General features: G+C 64.5%; 19 protein-coding genes. 12 read left to right on the forward strand and 7 right to left on the reverse strand.

Features of this window, described 5'->3' with window-relative positions; all coding sequences use genetic code 11:
- Genes IFT60_RS24405 through IFT60_RS24415 form a run of 3 tightly spaced genes read left to right on the forward strand, consistent with a single transcriptional unit; the run spans nt 1 to nt 1,621 of the window.
- On the forward strand, nt 1-477 hold the full coding sequence (locus tag IFT60_RS24405) for a type II secretion system protein (protein ID WP_192056706.1): 477 nt from the start codon (nt 1-3) through the stop codon (nt 475-477).
- A 2-nt stretch (nt 478-479) separates the two neighbouring features.
- A complete protein-coding gene (locus IFT60_RS24410; protein ID WP_192056707.1) occupies nt 480-866 on the forward strand; it encodes a type II secretion system protein in 387 nt (128 codons plus the stop codon).
- 5 nt (nt 867-871) lie between these two features.
- Entirely contained in the window at nt 872-1,621 is a 750-nt protein-coding gene (locus IFT60_RS24415) for a type II secretion system protein (protein WP_229511168.1), read from the forward strand.
- A 5-nt stretch (nt 1,622-1,626) separates the two neighbouring features.
- On the opposite strand, the gene murJ is transcribed toward IFT60_RS24415, so the two are convergent.
- Nucleotides 1,627-3,177 carry a murein biosynthesis integral membrane protein MurJ gene (gene murJ, locus IFT60_RS24420; RefSeq protein ID WP_192056708.1) on the reverse strand — a complete coding sequence of 517 codons (1,551 nt, stop codon included), beginning with the start codon at nt 3,175-3,177 and terminating at the stop codon, nt 1,627-1,629.
- Nucleotides 3,178-3,386: 209 nt separating this feature from the next.
- On the opposite strand from murJ, the gene rpsT reads away from it, so the two are divergent.
- Nucleotides 3,387-3,653, forward strand: coding sequence for a 30S ribosomal protein S20 (gene rpsT / locus IFT60_RS24425; RefSeq protein ID WP_110846758.1), 267 nt, complete (start codon nt 3,387-3,389; stop codon nt 3,651-3,653).
- Between the two features lie 285 nt (nt 3,654-3,938).
- Here rpsT and IFT60_RS24430 read toward each other — a convergent pair whose 3' ends face one another.
- Nucleotides 3,939-4,736, reverse strand: a complete 798-nt coding sequence (locus IFT60_RS24430; RefSeq protein ID WP_192056709.1) for a DUF2243 domain-containing protein — start codon at nt 4,734-4,736, stop codon at nt 3,939-3,941.
- Nucleotides 4,737-5,134: 398 nt separating this feature from the next.
- Between IFT60_RS24430 and IFT60_RS24435 the strand changes: the two genes are divergently transcribed.
- Nucleotides 5,135-7,369: an NADP-dependent isocitrate dehydrogenase gene (locus IFT60_RS24435; protein ID WP_192056710.1), complete on the forward strand. Its 2,235-nt coding sequence runs from the start codon at nt 5,135-5,137 to the stop codon at nt 7,367-7,369.
- Between the two features lie 208 nt (nt 7,370-7,577).
- Here IFT60_RS24435 and IFT60_RS24440 read toward each other — a convergent pair whose 3' ends face one another.
- Nucleotides 7,578-8,144: a pseudouridine synthase gene (locus tag IFT60_RS24440; RefSeq protein WP_192056711.1), complete on the reverse strand. Its 567-nt coding sequence runs from the start codon at nt 8,142-8,144 to the stop codon at nt 7,578-7,580.
- A 139-nt stretch (nt 8,145-8,283) separates the two neighbouring features.
- Here IFT60_RS24440 and icd point away from each other — a divergent pair, with 139 nt between their 5' ends.
- The gene (icd, locus tag IFT60_RS24445; protein ID WP_192056712.1) at nt 8,284-9,540 is read left to right on the forward strand and encodes an NADP-dependent isocitrate dehydrogenase; all 1,257 of its coding nucleotides are present in this window, start codon (nt 8,284-8,286) and stop codon (nt 9,538-9,540) included.
- A gap of 135 nt (nt 9,541-9,675) precedes the next feature.
- Here icd and cspE read toward each other — a convergent pair whose 3' ends face one another.
- Nucleotides 9,676-9,879, reverse strand: a complete 204-nt coding sequence (gene cspE / locus IFT60_RS24450; RefSeq protein WP_020653506.1) for a transcription antiterminator/RNA stability regulator CspE — start codon at nt 9,877-9,879, stop codon at nt 9,676-9,678.
- Between the two features lie 381 nt (nt 9,880-10,260).
- Between cspE and clpS the strand changes: the two genes are divergently transcribed.
- The 3 genes from clpS to IFT60_RS24465 all read left to right on the forward strand — a co-directional run bounded on the left by clpS (nt 10,261) and on the right by IFT60_RS24465 (nt 16,524).
- Nucleotides 10,261-10,563 carry an ATP-dependent Clp protease adapter ClpS gene (gene clpS, locus IFT60_RS24455; protein ID WP_192056713.1) on the forward strand — a complete coding sequence of 101 codons (303 nt, stop codon included), beginning with the start codon at nt 10,261-10,263 and terminating at the stop codon, nt 10,561-10,563.
- Complete coding sequence (clpA, locus tag IFT60_RS24460; protein WP_192056714.1) at nt 10,560-12,860, forward strand: ATP-dependent Clp protease ATP-binding subunit ClpA; 2,301 nt, start codon at nt 10,560-10,562, stop codon at nt 12,858-12,860. Before clpS ends, clpA begins: the two co-directional genes overlap by 4 nt.
- Before the next feature lie 289 nt (nt 12,861-13,149).
- A complete protein-coding gene (locus tag IFT60_RS24465) occupies nt 13,150-16,524 on the forward strand; it encodes a S41 family peptidase (RefSeq protein ID WP_192056715.1) in 3,375 nt (1,124 codons plus the stop codon).
- A 125-nt stretch (nt 16,525-16,649) separates the two neighbouring features.
- Here IFT60_RS24465 and IFT60_RS24470 read toward each other — a convergent pair whose 3' ends face one another.
- Together IFT60_RS24470 and IFT60_RS24475 are read right to left on the reverse strand one after the other, a co-directional pair.
- Nucleotides 16,650-17,828 carry a trans-sulfuration enzyme family protein gene (locus IFT60_RS24470; RefSeq protein ID WP_192056716.1) on the reverse strand — a complete coding sequence of 393 codons (1,179 nt, stop codon included), beginning with the start codon at nt 17,826-17,828 and terminating at the stop codon, nt 16,650-16,652.
- The gene (locus tag IFT60_RS24475) at nt 17,825-19,201 is read right to left on the reverse strand and encodes a pyridoxal-phosphate dependent enzyme (protein WP_192056717.1); all 1,377 of its coding nucleotides are present in this window, start codon (nt 19,199-19,201) and stop codon (nt 17,825-17,827) included. Before IFT60_RS24475 ends, IFT60_RS24470 begins: the two co-directional genes overlap by 4 nt.
- 396 nt (nt 19,202-19,597) lie before the next feature.
- Here IFT60_RS24475 and IFT60_RS24480 point away from each other — a divergent pair, with 396 nt between their 5' ends.
- Nucleotides 19,598-20,290 (forward strand): Lcl domain-containing protein, encoded by a 693-nt coding sequence (locus IFT60_RS24480; protein WP_192056718.1) that lies wholly within the window; start codon nt 19,598-19,600, stop codon nt 20,288-20,290.
- Between the two features lie 3 nt (nt 20,291-20,293).
- Here IFT60_RS24480 and prpR read toward each other — a convergent pair whose 3' ends face one another.
- Nucleotides 20,294-21,913 carry a propionate catabolism operon regulatory protein PrpR gene (gene prpR / locus IFT60_RS24485; protein WP_192056719.1) on the reverse strand — a complete coding sequence of 540 codons (1,620 nt, stop codon included), beginning with the start codon at nt 21,911-21,913 and terminating at the stop codon, nt 20,294-20,296.
- Between the two features lie 189 nt (nt 21,914-22,102).
- Between prpR and prpB the strand changes: the two genes are divergently transcribed.
- Nucleotides 22,103-22,987 carry a methylisocitrate lyase gene (gene prpB / locus IFT60_RS24490; protein WP_192056720.1) on the forward strand — a complete coding sequence of 295 codons (885 nt, stop codon included), beginning with the start codon at nt 22,103-22,105 and terminating at the stop codon, nt 22,985-22,987.
- A 19-nt stretch (nt 22,988-23,006) separates the two neighbouring features.
- Entirely contained in the window at nt 23,007-24,158 is a 1,152-nt protein-coding gene (gene prpC, locus IFT60_RS24495) for a bifunctional 2-methylcitrate synthase/citrate synthase (RefSeq protein WP_192056721.1), read from the forward strand.
- The last annotated feature ends 7 nt before the right edge of the window (nt 24,159-24,165 follow it).

The raw sequence follows: 24,165 nt of genomic DNA on the forward strand, positions 1-24,165 counted from the left end.
GTGGGTCGGGTCGTCCGCGGCTTCACGCTGATCGAACTGCTGGTGACGCTGGCGATCCTGGCGCTGCTCGGCACGCTCGTGCTGCCGGTGGCGCAGGTGACGGCCCAGCGCAAGCAGGAACAGGAGCTGCGGCGCGACCTGCGCGAACTGCGCCTGGGGATCGACGCCTATAAAAAGGCCTACGACGAAGGGCGCATCAAGCGCACCGTCGGGGCCACCGGCTATCCGCCCAAGCTGGACTTGCTGGTGGAGGGCGTGCCGGACCTGCGCAGCCCGAAGCGCACCAAGATTTTCTTCATGCGGCGCCTGCCGCGCGACCCCTTCAATCCCGATCCGTCGCTGTCCGATGCCGATACCTGGGGCAAGCGCAGCTACGCCAGCGAAGCGGCCGAGCCGCGCGAAGGCGACGACGTGTACGACGTATATTCGACTTCGACCCGGCCCGGCCTGAACGGCGTGCCGTACAACCGGTGGTGAGCATGACCCTTGTACCTGCCCGCAGCCGCGGGTTTACGCTGATCGAACTGCTGGTCGTGCTCGGCATCATCGCCTTGCTGCTGACGCTGGCCGTGCCGCGCTTCTTCCCGAGCATCGACAAGTCGAAGGAGACGATCCTGGCCGAAAACCTGCGCAACACGCGCGAGATCATCGGCCAGTATTACAGCGATACCGGACGCTATCCGGATTCGCTCGAACAGCTGGTCGAGAAAAAATACCTGCGCGGGTTGCCGCTCGACCCGCTCACCGAGAGCACCGGCAGCTGGACCGTGATCCCGCCGGAAGACGGCGCGCTGGGCGGCGTCTACGACCTGCGCAGCGGGGCGCCGGGCAACGACCGCAGCGGCAAGGCGTACGCCGACTGGTAGAGACCATGACTGTCATGCGCTTACATGCGCGTCCAACCCCGCGGCAAGCCGGCTTCACCTATGTCGGCATGGTCGTCTTCGTGACCATCATCGGCATGGTCGGGGCGGCGACGCTGAAGGTGGGGGCGCTGCTGGCGCGCGCCGAGGCGGAACACGAGCTGCTCGCCATCGGCGCCGAGTTCGGCGCGGCGCTGGCCAGCTATGCGCAAGCCACGCCGCCCGGCCAGCCGCAGCAGCCGGCCACCCTGGAGGCCTTGCTGCGCGACCCGCGCTTCCCGACCCCGCGCCGCCACCTGCGCCGCATTTTCGTCGATCCGGTCACCGGCCGTGCCGAGTGGGGACTGGTGCGCGCGGCCGAGGGCGGGCCGATCACCGGGGTGTACAGCCTGTCGCAGGCCAAGCCGCTAAAGGTCGGCAATTTCGAAGCGCGCTTCGTCAATTTCGACAACCGCCAGCACCTGTCGGAATGGCGCTTCACCGCCAACATGCAGGGGCCGAACAATGGGCAGGCGCCGGGCGCGGCGCAGGCAGCGGGCGCGCAAGCCCCGGTGACGATGTTCCCGCCGCCGCCCGAGCCAAACGCGCCCGTCGCCGCGCCGGTCGAAGGGCAGGCGGTGCTGCGCGAAGTGGTGCCGCCGCCGTCGCCGGAGACGCCGGAACCGGAAGCGCCGGAAGAGGAAGAGAAGGTCGAGGAGCCGGCCGAGACGCCGGCGCCTGTCGAACCGCCGCCGCCCGCGACCCAGTCCGGCGTCTGATTATTTTATTTGGCGCGGCGCTTGAAGTCGCGCGGGCGGAAGCCCAGCACGCCCAGCACGCCGAAATAGCTGATCGCGCTGGCCGTGATGATGGCCAGCAGGGCGCCGGCGCGCATGAACGGCTGCGCGCGCAGGCCGATCCAGTCGAACTGCGCCTGGCCGAACCACGCGACCAGCCCCAGCACCGTCGCCGCCGCCACCACCTTCAGGAAGAAGCCGACCCAGCCCGGCTGCGGCATGTAGATGCGGCGCTTGCGCAGGCCGCTGTACAGCATGGCCGCGTTGATGCAGGCGCCCACGCCGATCGACAGCGCCAGGCCGGCGACGCCGAGCAGCGGCACGAAGACCAGGTTCAGCAACTGCGTGACCACCAGCACGCCGACGGCGATGCGCACCGGCGTGCGCACGTCCTGGCGCGCGAAAAAGGCCGGCGCCAGCGTTTTCACCAGGATGAAGCCGAGCAGGCCGGCGCTGTAGGCCATCAGGGGCAGCGACGAAGCGATCACGTCCTGGTTGTCGAAGGCGCCGTAGTGGAACAGGGTGGCGATCATCGGCTCGGCCAGGGTCGCCAGGCCCACCCCGGCCGGAATGGCGAGTAAAAAGGTCAGGCGCAGGCCCCAGTCCAGCAGCGAGGAATATTCGGCGGTGTCGCCTTCGGTATTCGCCTTGGCCAGGCCGGGCAGCAGGATCGTCCCCAGGGCCACGCCGAGCAGGGCGGTCGGGAGTTCCATCAGGCGGTCGGCGTACTGCAGGGCCGAGACGGCGCCCGCCGCCAGGGAAGCGGCGATGGTGGTGTTGATCAGCAGGCTGATCTGGGCGGCGGCCACCGCGAACACGGCCGGCCCCATCTTGCCGAGCATGCGGTGCACGCCGGCGTCGCGCAGGCCGACCAGTGGATTGACCGCCAGGCGCGGCAGCATGCCGATTTTCAGGAGGGATGGGATTTGCAGGGCGACCTGCAGCACGCCGCCGATGCAGACCCCGACCGCCATCGCATAGATCGGCTGGGCGAAATAATCGGACAGCACCACCGCGGCGAAGATGAACGACAGGTTCAGCAGCACCGGCGTGATGGCCGGGATCTTGAACTGGCGCCAGGTGTTGAGGATGCCGCTGGAGAGCGCGACGAAGGCCATGCAGGCGATATACGGGAACATCATGCGCGTCATGACAACGGCGGCGTCGAAGGCGGCCGGTTCGCGCTGCAGGCCGCCGCCGATCAGGTGGATCAGTACCGGCGCCGCCACGATGCCGGCAACGCTGACCAGCAGGGTGGACCAGATCAGCACCGTGGCGACGTGGTCGACCAGGGTCTTGGTCGCTTCCTGGCCATGTTTGGTCTTGTATTCGGTAATGATCGGCACGAAAGCCTGCGAGAAGGCGCCCTCGGCAAACAGGCGGCGCAGCAGGTTCGGCAGGCGGAAGGCGATGTTGAAGGCGTCGGTGAAGTTCGAGGCGCCGAAGGCCGTGGCGAACAGGCTTTCGCGCAGCAGTCCGGTCACGCGCGACACCATGGTCATGCTGGAAATGGCAGCGAGGGTCTTGAGCAGATTCATGGGGCGAGATTATAGCTGGGCAACACCCCGCGCGGTGCCGGTCGGGCAACAAGAATCAAGAATGGTTTGCCAGGATAGGGTTGTTTCGCTATAATCGTGGGCTGTACTGAATTCTGTTGGCAGACACAATGTTTTGGCAGGCACTGGAATGGGCCAGTTTGACTCGCTAATGTTTGCAAACGCAACTTGACCCCGATTTAGGAAATTCCATGGCAAATACCGCACAAGCGCGCAAACGCGCTCGTCAAGCAGTTAAGCAAAACGCACACAACAGCTCGCAGCGCTCGACCCTGCGTACCGCCATCAAGGCCGTCCGCAAAGCCATCCAGGCAGGCGACAAAGCTGCTGCAACTACCATCTTCCAGTCGTCGGTCTCGACCATCGACAGCATCGCCGACAAGAAGATCATCCACAAGAACAAGGCCGCTCGCCACAAGAGCCGCCTGGCTGCTGCCCTGAAAGCCCTGTCGGCTTAATAGCGGATAGCGCGCGGCCCTGGCCGCGCTGGCAGTACAGTGGAAGAAGAACCCGCCCGACCTCGGTCCTGGCGGGTTTTTCCGCTTCCGGACCGTTTTTGCTCCGGTTTCGTAGGGTGGACTCCTGAGTCCACGCGTACGTGCCGGTGCGCACCCCACCTTTATTTGCATGGTTGATGTAGCAGGCCAAGCGTGACATCGCCATCGATCAACCGGTGAACCGCGTGGACTCAGGAGTCCACCCTACGGTACACCGCCGCCGGTGGTCGAAAAGCCGTCCCAGGCTCACCCCCGTGCCGACGTCCACGCCAGGCACCCGACCGCCAGCATCGAATTGCTTACCACCCAGGCCCCGTGCCGGTAGAGCAGGCCGGTGCGGCTGCGGTCCGGGATGTCGAGCGCCCAAACGTCCCCCGCGGGCGAGGACCACAGGATGCGCCCGTCGACCGCCTCGATGCCGGCGAACACCTGGCTCGGCGCCGTGCCGGGCTTGAAGAACACCATGGTCGTGCTCACGTCCGGCGGCGGCAGGGCCGCGACCGGTCCGCCCACCAGCACGGCCAGCACCAGCGCCGCCGCGCCACGCCGTCCGCCTCTGTTGCTTGGCTCGCTGCGGCGCAGCCACCAGCCGAGCACGACAAAGCCGACGCCGAATACCACGAACCACAGCAAGTCCCAGAACAATACGTTGTCGGCGTCGAGCCGGATGCGGTGGATGCCGAGCACCCAGTGCGACAGGATGCCGTCGACGATGTGCCAGATGCCGAACCCGAGCGCCGCATTCGCCAGCAGCAGGCGCTCGCCGCCGCCGCCGACATGGTGACGCCCCTTCCACAGCTTCCACAAACCGGCCAGCGCCACCACGTACATCAGCAGGTGGAAAAAGCCGTCGGCCATGATTTGCACGCGGATGTCCTGGAAGGGTGGACGCGTGACCAGCGACAGCAGGTGGTGCCATTGCAGGATCTGGTGCAGCAGGATGCCGTCGAAGAAGCCGCCCAGGCCGAAGCCGAGCAGGTAGCCGGCCCAGCCGAGCGAGCGCTGTCCGGGAATGATGAAGGCGTCAAGCTGGCGTACGGTCATGGCGGCTCCTGGCGGGATACATCGGCGGAAAGCATCGGCAGAAAACATCGGCGGATCGGTCGTGTCGCTATCGTAGCGCGTTCGAGCGCCGGCCCGCGCCGCGCTGCCGTGCCGGCCGCCGGCGGTCGTTAAAGCTGTAGCGCACAGTAAAATACTGGTGCATAATGTGAAACGCTCGTCTTATGTCTTATAGAAGACTTGCTGCCAACGGGCTTGCCGGCAGTGCAGCGGCGGATGGCCTGCCGTCCCGATTCCCCTTCCCCGGCAGGTGGAGTAGCATGAACGGCGAGGCGCGCAGGGATCGTGCAGTACCTGACGTTCGGCGCGAACGAAGACAGGCGTTACTTACAACAAGTTGAACCATCGCGACACGTTCGCGAGAACCGAGGAAAAAGCTCATGAGCAGTAATCCGACCATCATCTACACCCTGACCGACGAGGCGCCGCTGCTGGCGACCCACGCCTTCCTGCCTGTCGTCAGCACCTTCACCAAGGCCGCCGGCATCGACGTCGTCGCCAGCGACATCTCGGTCGCGGCCCGTATCCTGGCCGCCTTCCCGGAAGCATTGACGCCGGAGCAGCGCGTGCCGGACGCCCTGGCCGAGCTGGGCAAGAAGACGCTCGAGCCGGATGCGAACATCATCAAGCTGCCGAACATCAGCGCCTCGGTCGGCCAGCTGACCGCCGCCATCAAGGAATTGCAGGAAAAGGGCTACAACTTGCCCGACTATCCGGCCGACGCCAAGACCGACGAAGAAAAAGCGATCAAGGCACGCTACAACAAGTGCATCGGTTCCGCCGTGAACCCGGTGCTGCGCGAAGGTAACTCGGACCGCCGCGCGCCACGCGCCGTGAAAGAGTACGCACGCAAGAACCCGCACTCGATGCAGCCATGGTCGCCGGCTTCGCGCACCCACGTCTCGCACATGACCCACGGCGACTTCTACCACGGCGAAAAGTCGATGACGGTGCAGGGCGCGCGCGACGTCAAGATGGAACTGATCACCAAATCGGGCCAGACGATCGTCCTGAAGCCGAAGGTCGCGCTGCAGGATGGCGAGATCGTCGATTCGATGTTCATGAGCCGCAAGGCGCTGCTGGACTTCTACCAGCAGCAGATCGACGATGCCAAGGAAACCGGCATCCTGTTCTCGCTGCACGTGAAAGCGACGATGATGAAGGTCTCGCACCCGATCGTCTTCGGCCACTGCGTGCGCATGTTCTACAAGGAAGCGTTCGAGAAACACGCCGCACTGTTCGACAGCCTCGGCATCAATGTCAACAACGGCATGGCCGACCTGTACAACAAGATCGCCACCTTGCCGGCCTCGCAGCGCGAAGAAGTCGAGCGCGACCTGCACGCCTGCCAGGAACACCGTCCGGCGCTGGCCATGGTCGACTCGGCCAAGGGCATCACCAACTTCCATTCGCCGAACGACGTCATCGTCGACGCCTCGATGCCGGCAATGATCCGCGCCGGCGGCAAGATGTACGACGCCAACGGCCGCCTGAAGGAAGTCAAGGCCGTCATTCCGGAATCGACCTTCGCCCGCATCTACCAGGAGATCATCAACTTCTGCAAATGGCATGGCGCCTTCGATCCGAAGACCATGGGCACGGTGCCGAACGTGGGCCTGATGGCCCAGCAGGCCGAGGAATACGGTTCGCACGACAAGACCTTCGAAATCCAGGAAGACGGCGTCGCCAACATCACCGACCTGGCCACGGGCGAAGTGCTGATGAGCCAGAACGTCGAGCAGGGCGACATCTGGCGCATGTGCCAGGTGAAGGACGCCCCGATCCGCGACTGGGTCAAGCTGGCCGTGACGCGCGCGCGCAACTCGGGCATGCCGGCCGTGTTCTGGCTCGACCCGTACCGTCCGCACGAGAATGAACTGATCAAGAAGGTCAAGACCTACCTCAAGGACCACGATACGAGCGGCCTGGACATCCAGATCATGTCGCAGGTGCGTGCGATGCGTTACACGCTGGAGCGCGTCAAGCGCGGCCTGGACACCATCTCGGTGACCGGCAACATCCTGCGCGACTACCTGACCGACCTGTTCCCGATCATGGAACTGGGTACCTCGGCCAAGATGCTGTCGATCGTCCCGCTGATGGCCGGCGGCGGCATGTACGAAACCGGCGCCGGCGGTTCGGCGCCGAAGCACGTGCAGCAACTCGTGGAAGAAAATCACCTGCGCTGGGATTCGCTGGGCGAGTTCCTGGCGCTGGCGGTGTCGCTGGAAGACCTGGGCATCAAGACCGGCAGCACCAAGGCCAAGATCCTGGCAAAAACGCTGGACGCCGCGACCGGCAAGCTGCTCGACAACCGCAAGTCGCCTTCGCCGAAGACCGGCGAACTCGACAACCGCGGCAGCCAGTTCTACCTGTCGCTGTACTGGGCGCAGGAACTGGCCGCGCAGACGGAAGACGCGGAACTCGCGGCTTACTTCGCACCGCTGGCCGCCAACCTCGCCGCGAACGAAGCCAAGATCGTCGCCGAACTGCTCGAAGTGCAGGGCAAGCCGGTCGACATCGGCGGCTACTACAAGGCTGACGATGCGAAGGTGAAAGCGGTGATGCGTCCGAGCGCGACGTTCAATGCGGCGCTGGAGTCGCTGGGCGCCTGATTCAGGCGGGCTCGTAAATAAAAACCCGCCGTCCCGAAAAGGGCGGCGGGTTTTTTATTGACCCGTAAGGTGGGCGGGTTTCCCGCCCACGCGGTGATCGTTATCGGCTCCGCTATCGTGCGGGATGATCTTGCTGCTAACTATCACCGCGTGGGCGGAGAATCCGCCCACCTTACGGGTCTGTGCTCTGTTCTTGGAATCGGACGCGTCAACGTTTGCTTTTCAATGCCGCGACCGGCACTTCGACGAATTCTCCGGGCATCAACGGATGCGTCGCCAAACTGAACGGCCCGATACTGCTGCGCACCAGCCGTAGCGTCGGCAAGCCAACGGCGGCCGTCATGCGCCGCACTTGCCGGTTCTTTCCCTCTTCCAGCGTGATCGCGATCCAGCCGGTCGGCTTGTCCTGGCGGGCGCGGATCGGCGGGTTGCGCGGCCATAGCCATTCGGGTTCGGCGATGCGCACCGCGCGGCAGGGTTTGGTCACGAAGTCGCCCAGGTCGATCGGCGCCTGCAGGCGCGTCAGGGAGTCGGCATCCGGCACGCCGTCGACCTGCACCAGGTAGGTCTTCGCTTCCTTGTGGTCCGGATGGGCGATCTTGTGCTGCAGGGCGCCGTCGTCGGTCAGCAGCATCAGGCCTTCGCTGTCGGCGTCGAGCCGGCCGGCGGGGTAGATGCCGGGAATGTCCAGGTAATCGGCAAGCGACTGCTTCCCGTCTTGCGGGGAAAACTGGCACAGCACCTGGAACGGTTTATTGAAGAGAATGAGCGGCATGAATAATGTCTGGAACAAAAGGGGAGGGCAGGTAAAATACTGGTGCATAATGCAAGTCGCCATCTTATGTCTTATAGAGGACTGGCGAATTCGTCGCTATTGTAATGCAGAGCCTCTTGCGGCCACCTGGGAGAACACGATGTACCAACATATCAACGTACCGGCCGAAGGCCAGAAGATCACGGTCAATCCCGATTGCTCGCTGACGGTCCCGGACAACCCGATCATCCCGTATATCGAAGGCGACGGCACCGGCCTCGATATTACCCCGGTGATGCTGAAAGTGGTCGATGCGGCGGTGGCCAGGGCCTACGGCGGCGCGCGCCGGATCAGCTGGATGGAAATCTTTGCCGGCGAAAAGTCGACCGCCATCTATGGCCCCGACGTCTGGCTGCCGCCCGAGACGCTGGAGGCGGTCAAGGATTACGTGGTCTCGATCAAGGGTCCGTTGACGACGCCGGTGGGCGGCGGTATCCGTTCGCTCAACGTCGCGCTGCGCCAGGAACTCGACCTCTACGTCTGCCTGCGCCCGGTGCGCTATTTCAAGGGCGTACCCTCGCCGCTGAAGCAGCCGGAAAAGACCGACATGGTCATCTTCCGCGAGAATTCGGAAGACATTTATGCCGGCATCGAATGGGCGGCCGATTCGGAAGGGGTAAAGAAAATCATCGCCTTCCTGACGCAGGAAATGGGCGTCAACAAGATCCGCTTCCCGGAAAGCTCGGGCATCGGCATCAAGCCGGTGTCGCGCGAAGGCACCGAGCGCCTGGTGCGCAAGGCGATCCAGTACGCGATCGACAACGACAAGCCTTCGGTGACGATTGTCCACAAAGGCAACATCATGAAATATACCGAAGGGGGTTTTCGCGATTGGGCATATGCGCTGGCGCAAAAGGATTTCGGCGCCGAACCCATCGACGGCGGTCCGTGGTGCCGTTTCAAGAGCCCGAAGACCGGGCGCGACATCCTCATCAAGGATTCGATTGCCGACGCTTTCCTGCAACAGATCCTGCTGCGTCCCGCCGAATACAGCGTGATCGCCACCCTGAACCTGAACGGCGACTACGTGTCCGACGCCCTGGCGGCCCAGGTCGGCGGCATCGGCATCGCGCCAGGCGCCAACATGTCGGACTCGGTCGCCATGTTCGAGGCCACCCACGGCACCGCGCCCAAGTATGCCGGCAAGGATTACGTCAACCCGGGCTCGCTCATCCTGTCGGCGGAAATGATGCTGCGCCACATGGGCTGGACTGAAGCCGCTGACCTGATCATCGCCTCGATGGAAAAGGCAATCGCCTCGAAGCGCGTCACCTACGATTTCGCACGCCTGATGGAAGGCGCGACGCAAGTGTCGTGTTCGGGCTTTGGCGAGGTCATGATCGAGCAGATGCAATAAATTTGCATGACGATGGAGCCCGCTTCCAAAAGAGGCGGGCTTTTTTTATGCGCGCTGGAGCAGGGTGCTGTTTCAAATGCATGGACGAAAAAAAACCCCGCGGATGGCGGGGTTTCTCGCTTCTCGAGGGCGGAATTACATGCCCTGGATGTTGGAAGCTTGCTTGCCTTTAGGGCCTTGCGTGACTTCGAATTGGACTTTCTGACCTTCTTTGAGGGTCTTAAAACCGTTCATGTTGATTGCGGAGAAATGCGCGAACAGATCCTCGCCGCCGTCATCTGGAGTGATGAAGCCAAAGCCTTTGGAATCATTGAACCACTTAACAGTACCAGTTGCCATAAAGAACTTTCAAATATAAACAAATCACACGAGCCATAAAAGCAAGAAGCTTCTTGCCCCCTCCTCAGCCTGCTCACTTCTTATCAACAAGTACATAAGTACATGTCAATAGATGCATTGTTAATGCACTAAGTTTTGAAGTCAAGCCCTTTGATGAGACTGTCGTTAATTTTTCCATACGTCATGCACATGGGGTCAAAGCCAGCTCTTGATTTCCGCAAACGGATCGCCATCTGCGCTTTCAACGGAAAACAAGTAAGATGAAGGCGAGTCGAAGTGAGCCGGGCGCGTTGATCTGACTGCCTGATCTGGCCGCATTGAATGACCGTAGTGAATGATCTTTTCGCTTTGCATCATCCTGGAACGCTTTAGAATACGCCCATGGCAACCAAGCACGATACCGAACAGCTGCTGGAGCGGCAAGTCGTAAAACCACCGCCCCTGTATCAGGTGGCGTTGCTGAATGATGACTACACACCGATGGAATTTGTCGTGGCGGTCATTCAGGAGTACTTCAACAAGGATCGCGAGACGGCGACGCAGATCATGCTTTCCGTGCACCGCCATGGTAAAGGGGTGTGTGGCGTGTTTTCCAAAGATATAGCGTGTACCAAAGTGGAGTTTGTCTTAACGCATGCGCGCAAGGCGGGGCATCCCCTGCAGTGCGTGATGGAGGAAGTATGATTGCGCAGGAACTTGAAGTATCCCTACACATGGCCTTTGTCGAAGCTCGACAGGCACGGCACGAGTTCATTACCGTGGAGCACCTGCTGCTTGCGCTCCTCGATAATCCCTCGGCCGCGGAAGTCCTGCGTGCGTGCGCGGTCAATATCGACGACCTGCGCAAGACCCTGACCAATTTCATCGGTGACAACACCCCGACCGTGCCCGGCACGGGCGAGGTCGACACCCAGCCGACGCTCGGATTCCAGCGCGTGATCCAGCGCGCGATCATGCACGTCCAGTCGGCCTCGAACGGCAAGAAGGAAGTCACCGGCGCGAACGTGCTGGTGGCGATCTTCGGCGAGAAGGATTCGCATGCCGTCTACTACCTGCACCAGCAGGGCGTGACGCGTCTGGACGTCGTCAATTTCATTTCGCACGGCGTGCGCAAGGACCAGCAGATCGACAGCCAGAAGGCGTCGGAAGGCGTGGAAGAGGCGCAGGTCGAAGGCGCGACGAAGGAAAGCCCGCTCGACCAGTTCACCCAGAACCTGAACAAGGCGGCTGCCGACGGCAAGATCGATCCCCTGATCGGGCGCGAGGAAGAAGTCGACCGCGTGATCCAGATTCTGTGCCGCCGCCGCAAGAACAATCCGTTGCTGGTGGGCGAGGCCGGCGTCGGCAAGACCGCCATCGCCGAAGGCCTGGCATGGCGCATCGTCCAGGAAGACGTGCCCGAGATCCTGCAGAACGCGGTCGTGTTCTCGCTCGACATGGGTGCGCTGCTGGCCGGCACCAAGTACCGCGGCGACTTCGAACAGCGCCTGAAGGCCGTCCTCAAGCAACTCAAGGACACCCCGAACGGCATCCTGTTCATCGACGAGATCCACACGATCATCGGCGCCGGTTCCGCATCGGGCGGCACGCTCGACGCATCGAACCTGCTGAAACCGGCCCTGGCCAACGGCCAGCTGAAATGCATCGGCGCGACCACGTTCACGGAATTCCGCGGCGTGTTCGAGAAGGACCATGCACTCTCCCGCCGCTTCCAGAAAGTGGACGTCAACGAGCCGTCGGTCGAGCAGACCGTGCAGATCCTGCGTGGCCTGAAGTCGCGCTTCGAAGAGCACCACGGCGTGAAGTATTCGTCGTCGGCGCTCTCCACCGCGGCGGAACTGGCGGCGCGCTTCATCAACGACCGTCACCTGCCTGACAAGGCGATCGACGTCATCGACGAAGCGGGCGCGGCGCAACGCATCCTGCCGAAGTCGAAGCAGAAGAAAACCATCGGCAAGACCGAGATCGAGGAAATCATCGCCAAGATTGCGCGGATTCCCCCGCAAACGGTCAACCAGGACGACCGCAGCAAGCTGCAGACGATCGACCGCGATTTGCGCAACGTCGTCTTCGGCCAGGATCCTGCGATCGACGCGCTGGCCTCGGCCATCAAGATGGCGCGTGCGGGCCTCGGCAAGCAGGACAAGCCGATCGGTTCCTTCCTGTTCTCCGGTCCGACCGGTGTCGGCAAGACCGAGGTGGCCAAGCAGCTGGCGTTCATCCTCGGCATCGAGCTGATCCGCTTCGACATGTCGGAGTACATGGAGCGCCACGCCGTGTCGCGCCTGATCGGTGCGCCGCCGGGTTACGTCGGTTTCGACCAGGGCGGTTTGCTCACCGAAGCCATCACCAAGAAGCCGCACGCGGTGCTGCTGCTGGACGAAATTGAAAAGGCCCACCCGGACATTTTCAACATCCTGCTGCAGGTGATGGACCATGGCACGCTGACCGACAACAACGGACGCAAGGCCGACTTCCGCAACGTGATCATCATCATGACCACCAATGCGGGCGCCGAAAGCCTGACCAAGCGCTCGGTGGGCTTCGTGGATTCGAAGGCGGCAGGCGACGAGATGGCCGACATCAAGCGCATGTTCACGCCGGAGTTCCGCAACCGCCTGGACGCGACCATCAGCTTCCGTGCGCTGGACGAGGAAATCATCCTGCGCGTCGTGGACAAGTTCCTGATGCAGCTGGAAGAGCAGCTGCACGAGAAGAAGGTCGAAGCCATCTTCACCGAGAAGCTGCGCAAGTTCCTCGGCGCGAAGGGTTTCGATCCGCAGATGGGTGCCCGTCCGATGTCGCGCCTGATCCAGGACATGATCCGCAAGGCGCTGGCCGACGAGCTGCTGTTCGGCCGCCTGACCAACGGCGGACGCGTCACGGTCGACCTGAACGAGAAGGACGACGTCACGCTCGAGTTCCCGGAAGGGGATGCGCTGCCGCCACCCGCGCCAGCCGAGACGGTCGAGATCGAGTAAATTCGATCAGCCTCAGAAAACCGCGCTTCATGCGCGGTTTTTTTTATGTCTACCGATGCTGTCACCATTGATCGTTGGCTGCCGCATACCGTAGGGTGGGCGCCTCGGGCCCACGCGGATGGTGGCGCAGTGGTCAGCTTTGCGGTGGATCATCGTTACGCGTGGGCACGGGGCGCCCACCCTACACGGCCGGTATCGCAAGCACCGCCTTTATTTGCACGTATGCACGCCAACGTCGCACGGCCATGTGGCAAACTCATGCTCCTTAGCAAACTCTGCCGCCGTGACCATGACCGTTTCCCGCACCATCCTCGCGCTGTCCCTCGCCCTCATCGGCACGCAGGCAAGCGCCGCCGATCCGTATTTCCGCTTCCCCGCCGTGCGCGGCGAGACGATCGTGTTCACCGCCGAGGGTGACCTCTGGCGCACCACGACGGCCGGCGGCAAGGCCACGCGCCTGACCACGCATCCGTCCGCCGAAACGCACGCGGCGATTTCGCACGACGGCAAGTTCGTGGCGTTCGCGGCCTCGTATGAAGGCGCGCAAGAAGCCTATGTGATGCCGCTCGAAGGCGGCCTGCCGAAACGGATCACCTTCGAAAATGGCGGCGTCACGGTGCTGGGCTGGACCGCGCAGGGCGAGGTGCTGGTCAGTACCGAGAATTCGACCGGGCCGGCCAAGCACCGCATCGTCGCGCTGCTCGATCCCGTGAAGCTCACGCGCCGCGTGCTGCCGCTGGCCGACGCCAACGACGCCGTGCTCGACGATGCCGGGCGCACCGTCTATTTCACGCGCATGGGCCTGTCCATGACCAACGATAACGTCAAGTCCTACCGCGGCGGCGCCCATGCCCAGTTGTGGCGGTTCGACCTGAACACGAAAAACGAGGCCACGCCGCTGTTCAAGGGCGACACGGCCAACAACCGGCGCGCGATGTGGCATGCCGGCCGCCTGTACTTCATCAGCGACGCCAGCGGCGCCGACAACCTGTGGACGGCGAACCCCGACGGCAGCGAGCGGCGCCAGCTGACCAATCATAAAGAATGGGACGTGCGCACCGCTTCGCTGGGCGACGGCCGCATCGCCTACCAGCTCGGCGCCGACCTGCGCGTGTTCGACATCGCCGGCGGCGGCGACACGCTCCTGAAAGCGAGCCTGGTGTCGGACTTCGACCAGCAGCGCATGCGCCGCGTGAAGTCACCGCTCGAGGCCCTGAGCAGCATCGAAGTGGCCGCCAAGCTTGAGCGCATCGTGCTCACCGCGCGCGGACGCGTCACCATCGCCGGCACCGGCAGCCAGCGCCGCGTCGAGATCGCGGTGCCGGAAGGCGCCCGTGCGCGCGGCGCCGTGTTCAGCCACGACGACAAATGGGTGTATGCCGTGGTCGATACCAGCGGCGAGAACGAGATCTGGCGCTACGCCGCCGACGGTTCCGGCCACGGCGAGCGCCTGACCATGGACGGCGCCAGCCACCGCCGCAACCTGTACCCGTCGCCCGACGGCCGCTGGCTGGCGCACACCGACAAGAAGGGCCGCACCTGGCTGCTCGACCTGGCCTCGAAAGCCAATGTCGTCATCGACGACGCCGGCCTCGAAGGCCTCGATCCGTCCGACCAGGTGGTCTGGTCGCCGGACAGCCGCAACCTGGCCTTCGTGCGCGTCGGCAGCCGCGAGCGGCGCGACCAGATCGGCATGTTCAACCTCGCCAGCAAGCAGCTCGCCTTTGTCACCACCGACCGCTACGAAGCCAGCTCGCCCGCCTTTTCGCCGGACGGCAAATGGCTGTACTTCCTCTCGGCGCGCCACTTCAACGTCGGTAACGTCTCCGTCTGGAGCGACCGCAACATGGGCCCGGTGTTCGACAAGCGCGTCGGCGTCTACGCGCTGGCGCTGCAGCCGCAGTCGGATCCAGGTTCGCGCTTTCCCTTCAAGCCCGAGGACGAACTGACCAAGCCGGAAGAGAAGTCGCCCGAAGCGGCGGCCCGGGCGGCCGTCAAGGCGCCCGGCACCGACGAGGCGAACGGCGACAGGACCGCCGCCGTTGCGGCCGCCGCCGCGGTCGCCGCAGTCGCCGACAAGCCGAAACAGCCGGCGCCACCGACACCGTCGATCGCCTACGCCGGCCTGCGCGAGCGCCTCTACGAAGTGCCGGTCGCACCGGGCAACTACCGCGCGCTGGCCGTCGACGACAAGCGCCTCTACCTGCTCGAAGCCGGCGACGACGAAGCCGCCAAGGGCACCTTGAAAACCCTGGCGATCGCACGCAGCGCGCCGCAGCCGGAGACGTTCGCCACGAGCGTGCGCGAGTTCGGCCTGTCGCTCGACCGCAAGCATGTCTTTTATCGCACCTGGGCCAAGGGCACCCCGGGCGACATGCTGATCGTCGACGCCGGCCCCAAGGCGCCCGCCGACCTGTCCAAGGCCAAGGTCAAGATCGACGACTGGGCGGTGAGCTCGAACCCGCGCCTGGAATGGAAGCAGATGTTCAACGACGCCTGGCGCATGCACCGCGATTTCCTCTACGACGCGCGCATGCGCGGCATCGACTGGAACGCCGCGCGCACGCGCTACGCGCCGCTGGTCGAGCGCGTCACCGACCGCGCCGAACTCGACGACGTGCTCGGCATGATGGTCGGCGAGGTTGGCGCGCTGCACTCGCAGATCCGGCCGGGCGACGTGCGCCGCGCCGCCGCCGAAGGCACGCCGGCCAGCCTGGGCGCCGTGCTGACGCGCGTCGCCGATGGCTACCGCGTCGACCGCGTCTACCGCAGCGAACCGGAACTGCCGTCGGAAGCCGGCCCGCTGGCCGCGCCCGACGTCAACGTCAAGGAGGGCGACGTCATCACCGCGGTGAACGGCAAGTCGCTGGTGGAAGCGCGCGACATCGCCGATCTGCTGCTCGACACCGCCGGCAAGCAGGTACTGCTGAACGTGAAGCCTGCCGCCGGCAAGCCGCGCGCGCTGATCGTCACGCCGGTCCCGATGGCGACCCACGCCAGCTTGCGCTACGCCGACTGGGAGCAGGGCAGGGCGCAGCAAACCGAGGCCGCCTCGAAAGGCAAGATCGGCTACCTGCACCTGCGCGCGATGGTGGCGCGCGACATCAACGCCTTTGCGCGCGACTTCTACGCCAACATCAACAAGGAAGGCCTGGTCATCGACGTGCGCCGCAATAACGGCGGCAACATCGACAGCTGGATCATCGAAAAGCTGCTGCGCCGCTCGTGGGCGTTCTGGGCCTCGAACGGCCGCCAGCCCTACTCGAACATGCAGAACACCTTCCGCGGCCATTTGGTGGTGCTGATGGACGAACTGACGTATTCGGACGGCGAGACCTTCGCCGCCGGCGTCAAGGCCCTGAAACTCGGCCCGCTGGTCGGCAAGCGCAGCGCCGGCGCCGGCGTGTGGCTCAGCGACGGCAACGGCCTGCTCGACAACGGCATGGCGCGCGTCGCCGAAAACGGCCAGTTCGGCGCCGATGGCGAGTGGCTGATCGAAGGCGTGGGCGTCACGCCCGACGTCGAGGTCGACAACCTGCCGCACGAGACCTTCGCCGGGCGCGACCGCCAGCTGGAAGTGGCGATCGAGCTGCTGCAGAAGAAGATGCAGGAGCAGCCGGTCAAGGAGTGGAAGCCGGCGGCGATTCCGGCGATCAAGCGGTAAGGCGTGGTGTGCCGGCGGCGGAGCGATTGATCATCGGCCGCATCCGCGTAGGCACAAGTGCCCACCCTACGACTGCCTGGTTTTCGTAGGGTGGGCTCTCGAGCCCACGCGTCTGCAACATCAGATCACACCGCGGCTAACGCTTTCCGCAAATCCTCGCGCTGGTCCTCCACATGCTCGATCCCGACAGAGAGCCGGATCAGCGTATCGCTGATCCCCAGCTCTGCCCGCTGCGCCGGCGGAATCGTCGCATGCGTCATCAGCGCCGGATGCTCGATCAGGCTTTCGACACTGCCCAGGCTTTCGGCCAGCGTGAACACGCGGCAGCTTTCCAGGAAGCGGCGCGCGCCGGCCAGATCGGAGTCGAGTTCAATGGAGACGATGCCGCCGAACCCGCTCATCTGGCGCCGCGCCAGCGCATGCTGCGGATGCGTTTCCAGCCCCGGATAAAACACCTTGCGCACCTTCGGCTCGCGTTCCAGCCACGCCGCCAGCGCCAGCGCGTTGGCATTGCTGCGCTCGACGCGCAAGGCCAGCGTCTTGATCCCGCGCAGCACCAGGAAGCTGTCGAACGGTCCCTGGATCGCGCCGACGGCGTTCTGGATGAAGCCGAGCTGCTCGCGCAGGTCGGCATGGTGCGGCGCGTTGCCGACCACCGCCACGCCGCCGATCACGTCCGAATGGCCGTTCATGTACTTGGTGGTCGAATGCACGACGATGTCGATGTCCAGTTCCAGCGGGCGCTGGTTGATGGGGCTGGCGAAGGTGTTGTCGCAGACCGTGACGATGCCGCGTTCGCGGCACAGCGTCGCAATCGCCGCCAGGTCGGCGAGTTTCAGCATCGGGTTGGTCGGCGTCTCGACCCAGACCAGGCGTGTGTCGGGCGTGAGCGCGGCGGCCAGCGCTTCTGGATCGGCCAGGTTCACGTAGGTAAAACGGTGCCCCGCGCTTTGGCGGCGCACGCGCTCGAACAGGCGGTAGGTGCCGCCGTACATGTCGTCGCCGGCGACGACGTGCGACCCCGCCGGCAGCAATTCCAGCACCGCCGAGATGGCCGCCAGGCCGGAGGCGAAGGCGAAGGCGGCGCTGCCGCTTTCGATGTCGGCCACGCAGCGCTCGAGCGCCCAGCGCGTCGGGTTGTGCGAGCGGCCATAGTCGAGCCCCTTGTGCACGCCCGGACTTTCCTGGGCAAACGTCGAGGTCAGGAAGACCGGCGGCATCACTGCGCCGGTGGCGGGTTCCGGTGCCTGGCCGCCGTGGATGACGCGGGTGGCGAGATGAAGCTTGGTAGTGGAGTCGGTCACGATAGGGTCCTGCGCAGGTGGTTGAGGAGGTCGAAGCGGGTGATCAGGCCGTAGAACTGTTCGCCGTCGGCGATCACGGCGGTGAGGCCGCGGTCGAGGATGTCGCGCAGCTGGGCCATGCTGGCCGAGGGCAGCAGCGTCTGCAGCTGGGCGGTCATGGTGCTGGCGACCGGGGTCTGGAAACGCGCCGCTTCCTGCGTAACGTGGAGCAGCAGGTCGGATTCGTCGATGATGCCGACCAGGCGGTTGCGCTCGACCACCGGCAGCTGGGCCAGGTCGCTCGAACGCATGCGGTTGAAGGCGGTGAGCAGGGTGTCGGTCGGCGCCACCGTGACGACTTCGCCGGCGTCGAAACGGCGTCCGATCAGGTCGCGCAGGTCGCCCAGTTTCGGGCGCTGCAGCAAGCCCTGGTCGACCATCCAGCCGTCGCTGTAGACCTTGGTCAGATAACGGGTGCCGGTATCGCAGACAAACGTGGCGACGCGTTTCGGCGTGCTCTGGGCGCGGCAGTATTTGAGGGCCGCGGCCAGCAGGGTGCCGGTCGAGGAACCGGCCAGGATGCCTTCGTGCTGCAAGAGGGCGCGCGCCGTGCCGAAGCTTTCCTCGTCGGTGATGGCGTAGGCGCTGCGCACGCGCGACAGGTCGGCAATGCCGGGGATGAAATCCTCGCCGATGCCTTCGACCGCCCACGCGCCGGCCTCTTTCGCTAGGTGCCCGGTATTGATGTAATCGGCCAGGATCGAGCCCTTGGGGTCGGCCAGCACGAAGTCGAGGTCGGGCTGCACGCGCGCGAAATAATTCGACAGGCCCGTGAGGGTGCCCGAGGAGCCGACGCCGACCACGATCGCATCGAGTTCGTGGCTGGTCTGTTCCCACAGTTCGGGGCCGGTGGTGGTTTCGTGGGCGCGCGGGTTGGCGGGATTGTTAAACTGGTCGGCGAACCAGGCGCCGGGGATGTCGCGCGCCAGCCGGGCGGCCACGTCCTGGTAGTACTCCGGGTGGCCCTTGCCGACGTCGGAACGGGTGAGGTGGATCTCGGCGCCCAGCGCTTTCAGGTGCAGGATTTTTTCGGACGCCATCTTGTCGGGCACGACCAGCACCACGCGGTAACCCTTGATGCGGGCCACCAGCGCCAGGCCCAACCCGGTATTGCCGGCCGTCGCCTCGACCACGGTGCCGCCGGGTTGCAGGCTGCCGTCGAGTTCGGCCTGTTCGATCATGGCGCGGCCGATGCGGTCCTTGATCGAGCCGCCCGGATTCTGCGATTCCAGTTTTAAAAACAGCTGGCATGGACCGGTGTCCATGCGCGTGACTTGCACCAGCGGAGTGTTGCCGATCAGCGAGAATATCGCTGCCTGAGACGTGTGTTGCATATTGCCTCCAGAGAAGCGCCTTGTGGGCGCCGCAGACTCGGAAAAAACGCAGGAAAAGAGGGCGCGGATAGCTGCCCTGTCGTGGTGAAAAAGACATGGTACGGCGGTTTGGAAGGCCGCGTTTTGCACTGGCGCGAAACGTGATCGAGGAAATCCCGGACCGCTGGGGCGCGACCTTGGCACGAAAAAGTTTTGATCAAAAAATAAGATATTCGACCATGGATATGCGCTTATTTGCGCTTCTTCAGCCGCGCGGAAGAGAGCTGGAGGCAGAATTGGCGCGCGCTTCCCAGCGGTTAAAACCAGGCAGTGGCGCCGACGCTACAAGCAAAATTCGATCAATTGCTCCATTAGCAACTTGTTATACTGGAGCATTAATTCCCTTCTCGATTACCCATGACCATCAAACGAATCCTTGCCTTCGCGGCCAGTTGCGCGCTGCTCCTGGCTGCCTGCGGCGGCAGCAACGACGGCGTCGAGCTCGGCGCATTCCCGGCCTTGAGCAAGACCGAAGGCGATGCGCCGTTCGAGCTGACGGCGCCTTCGTCGGCCAGTCCGGCCGCCTTCAGCTTCAGCAGCAGCGACTCGCGCGTCGCCACCGTCGCTGGCCAGATGGTGACCGTCCTGGCGGCCGGCACCACCACCATCACGGCGCGCCAGGGCGAGCTGGGCAGTTACAACCCGACTTCCACCAGCGCCGTGCTGACCGTGAAAAAGCGCGAGTGCACCCTGCCGCTGGTGTACGACAACGGCCAGTGCATCGCCCCGGTCGGCACCGCGTCCTACGTGACGCGCGAGCAATTGACCTGGATGCCGGCCACGGTCGCGCTGACCTGGGCCGAGGCGGATGCCTACTGCAAGAACACGAAAATCCAGGGCACGAACGGCTGGAAGCTGCCGACCCAGTTCGACCTGGCGGCATTGGCGACCTCGGGCATGCTGACCCAGAAGGGCTGGGCGGCCGGCGACGCCTGGACGGCCACGGCCGGCAGCACGGCGGACAGCCACTTCGCGGTCAACCTGGCGAGCGGCGCCTCGAACGCCTTCCCGAAAGAGAACAAGGCCTACGTCACCTGCGTGCGTCCTTGATGTTTACGCCTCAGCCTTCAGCCGCCGCCACAGGGTCGTGCGGCTGATGCCGAGGTGGCGCGCGGCGGCGTCGCGCTGGCCGCCGAAGCGTTCGAGTACCGCGGTGACGCTTTCCGTAGCCGCGGCCGGCTGCACAGCCGGCGCTGTCGCCGGCAGGGGCGCAACATGCGAGGCGCCCAACTCCGGTGCGATCCCCAACAAAAAATTCGGCGTCAGCGCCTGCAGCGGCTCGGCCGCCAGGAACAGCGCCAGCCGTTCCATCAGGTTGCGCAGTTCGCGCACATTGCCCGGCCATGGGTGGCGCAGCAGCAGCGGCGCGCAGGCCCCGATTTCGGCGTGCAGGTTCGGATGCGGCTTCGCGCCCAGCGCCGCCAGCGACTGCTTCAGCGACCATTCGGCCAGCGGCACGATGTCGTCCTGGCGCGCGCGCAGCGGCGGCAGGGCCAGGCGCAGCACCGCGAGGCGATAGAACAGGTCGGCGCGGAAGCGTCCGTCACGCACCCGCGCTTCCAGGTCGCAGTGGGTGGCGCTGACCACGCGCACGTCGATCGGCACCGGCCGCGTGCCGCCGACCCGCATCACTTCGCGCTCTTCCAGCACCCGCAGCAGGCGCGTCTGCAGGCCGAGCGGCATTTCGCCGATCTCGTCGAGGAACAGGGTGCCGCGGTTGGCCGCCTCGAACAGGCCGGCGTGGCCGCCGCGGCGCGCGCCCGTGAATGCCCCTTCCTCGTGGCCGAACAGTTCCGATTCCAGCAGCGACTCGGCGATCGCGCCGCAATTCACCGCCACGAACGGCCGGTTCGCGCCCAGGCTGCGCGGACCCTCGCGGTGGATCGCCTGGGCCACCAGTTCCTTGCCGCTGCCGGTCTCGCCATGGATCAGCACCGTCGCCGGCGAGCGCGCATACAGCACCACGGTCTGGCGCAGCCGTTCCATCGCCTCGGACTCGCCGCGCAAATCGTTCAGGCCACGCCGCGCACGCCGGGATTCGTTCGTTGGCCCGCGCCGGATGCGGTTCGCCTCCAGCTGGGCCAGGCGCGCCAGTTCCAGCGCGTCGTCAAAAGCCTGGCGGATCGAGGCGGCCGAATACAGGAAGATGGCGGTGAGCCCCGCTTCCTCGGCCAGGTCGGTGATCATGCCGGCGCCGACGATGACCTCGATGCCGGCCGCCTTCATCTCGTCCATCGCCGCGCGCGCATCCTCGCGCGTGACATAGCTGCGCTGGGCCACCGCCAGGCCGAAGGTGGCGCTGAACTCGGCCAGTTCCGGCAGCGGCTGCTGGTAGCTGATCACACCGATGCGGTTCGACACCTTGCGCGCCCGCGCCAGCGCACCCATCACGTCGTAGCCGCTGGCCTTGGCCACGATCACCGGCGCCGACACCCGGCCCTTCAAATAGGCGCCGTTGGAACCGGCGGCGATCACCACGTCGCAGCGCTCGTTCGCCATGCGCTCACGGATATGGCGCGCCGCCTCGTCGAAGCCGAGGTCGATCGGCTCGATGCTGGCGAGGTGGTCGTATTCAAGCGTGATGTCGCGGAACAGGTCGGCCAGGCGCGACACGGACACGGTCCAGATGACGGGTTTGTCGAGGTCTTGCGGAGGAGGAGAGAAGGGACGCATGTTGCAATTTTACTGCAACGGTGTTTCATCTGTTTCAATTGAAACGAAAGGTGAAACACTGCGCTGTGTCAAGGATGAGTTCCTCCTTGGCTAAGTGATTGAAACGATATGGTTTTACGCCTGTCCAAGGTCTTGGCACGCTCCTTGCAATACGAACCGTATCCATTTGTCGATCTACCAGGAGACCCCATGATCCAATCCGCAGGCGCCGCGTTCCGCAAAGCCGTCCAGGAAGAATCGCCGCTGCAAGTTGTCGGCGCCATCAATGCCAACCACGCGCTGCTCGCCAAGCGCGCCGGCTTCAAGGCCATCTACCTGTCGGGCGGCGGTGTCGCCGCCGGCTCGCTCGGCCTGCCGGACCTCGGCATTTCGAACCTGGACGACGTGTTGACCGACGTGCGCCGCATCACCGACGTCTGCGACCTGCCGCTGCTGGTCGACGTCGACACCGGCTTCGGTTCCTCCGCTTTTAATGTCGCGCGCACCGTGAAATCGATGATCAAGTTCGGCGCCGCCGCCATCCACATCGAAGACCAGGTCGGCGCCAAGCGCTGCGGCCACCGTCCGGGCAAGGAAATCGTCTCCAAGCAAGAAATGGTCGACCGCATCAAGGCCGCCGTCGACGCCCGCACCGACGAGAACTTCGTGATCATGGCGCGTACCGATGCGCTGGCAGTCGAGGGCATCGACGCCGCCATCGAGCGCGCGGTGGCCTGCGTCGAAGCGGGCGCCGACATGGTGTTCCCGGAAGCGATGACGGACCTCGCCATGTATTCGCGCTTCGCGAAAGCCGTCGGCGTGCCGATCCTGGCGAACATCACCGAATTCGGCTCGACCCCGCTGTTCACTGTTGATGAACTCAAGACGGCTGACGTCGGCATCGTGCTGTATCCGCTGTCGGCCTTCCGCGCCATGAACAAGGCCGCCGAAAACGTCTACACGGCGATCCGCCGCGACGGCAGCCAGCAGGCCGTGCTCGACACCATGCAGACCCGTGCCGAACTCTACGAGCGCATTGGCTATCACGAGTTCGAGCAGCACCTCGATGCTCTCTTTGCAGCGCAAAAAAAATAAACCTGAATTGGAGATCAACATGACCGAACAAGCCCCAGCCTTCAAGCCGAAAAAATCCGTCGCCCTCTCGGGTGTCGCCGCCGGTAACACCGCCCTGTGCTCGGTCGGTAAGTCGGGTAACGACCTGCACTACCGCGGCTACGACATCCTGGACGTCGCCACCACCTGCGAATTCGAAGAGATCGCCTACCTGCTGGTGCACGGCAAGCTGCCGACCGTCGCCGAACTGAAGGGGTATAAAGCCAAGCTGAAGATGCTGCGCGGCCTGCCGCAATCGGTGAAGCTGGCGCTGGAAGCGCTGCCGGCCGCCAGCCACCCGATGGACGTGATGCGCACCGGCGCCTCGGCGCTGGGCTGCGCGCTGCCGGAAAAGGACGACCACAATGTGCCCGGTGCGCGCGACATCGCCGACCGCCTGATGGCCTCGTTCGGTTCGATGCTGCTGTACTGGTACCACTACAGCCATAACGGCAAGCGCATCGAGCTCGAGACCGACGACGATTCGATCGGCGGCCACTTCCTGCACCTGCTGCACGGCTTCGCGCCATCCGACGAATGGGTGCGCGCGATGCACACCTCGCTGATCCTCTACGCCGAGCATGAATTCAACGCCTCGACGTTTACGGCGCGCGTCATCGCCGGCACCGGTTCCGACATGCACTCGGCCATCACCGGCGCCATCGGCGCGCTGCGCGGCCCGAAGCACGGCGGCGCCAACGAAGTCGCGCTCGAGATCCAGAAGCGCTACGAAAACGCCGACGAAGCCGAAGCCGACATCCGCAATCGCGTGGCGAACAAGGAAGTCGTGATCGGCTTCGGCCACCCGGTCTACACCATCAGCGATCCGCGCAACGTCGTCATCAAGGAAGTCGCGCGCTCGCTGTCGCAAAGCGCCGGCTCGATGAAGATGTTCGACATCGCCGAGCGCCTGGAATCGGTCATGTGGGAAGTCAAAAAGATGTTCCCGAACCTGGACTGGTTCTCGGCCGTGTCGTACCACATGATGGGCGTGCCGACCGCGATGTTCACGCCGCTGTTCGTCATCTCGCGCACCTCGGGCTGGGCCGCACACATCATCGAGCAGCGCATCGACAACAAGATCATCCGCCCGAGCGCGAACTATGTCGGTCCGGAAGACCTGCAGTTCGTGCCGATCGCAGACAGAAAGTAATCAGAGC

The sequence above is a fragment of the Massilia sp. CFBP 13721 genome (assembly GCF_014842025.1).
GTDB lineage: Bacteria > Pseudomonadota > Gammaproteobacteria > Burkholderiales > Burkholderiaceae_D > Telluria.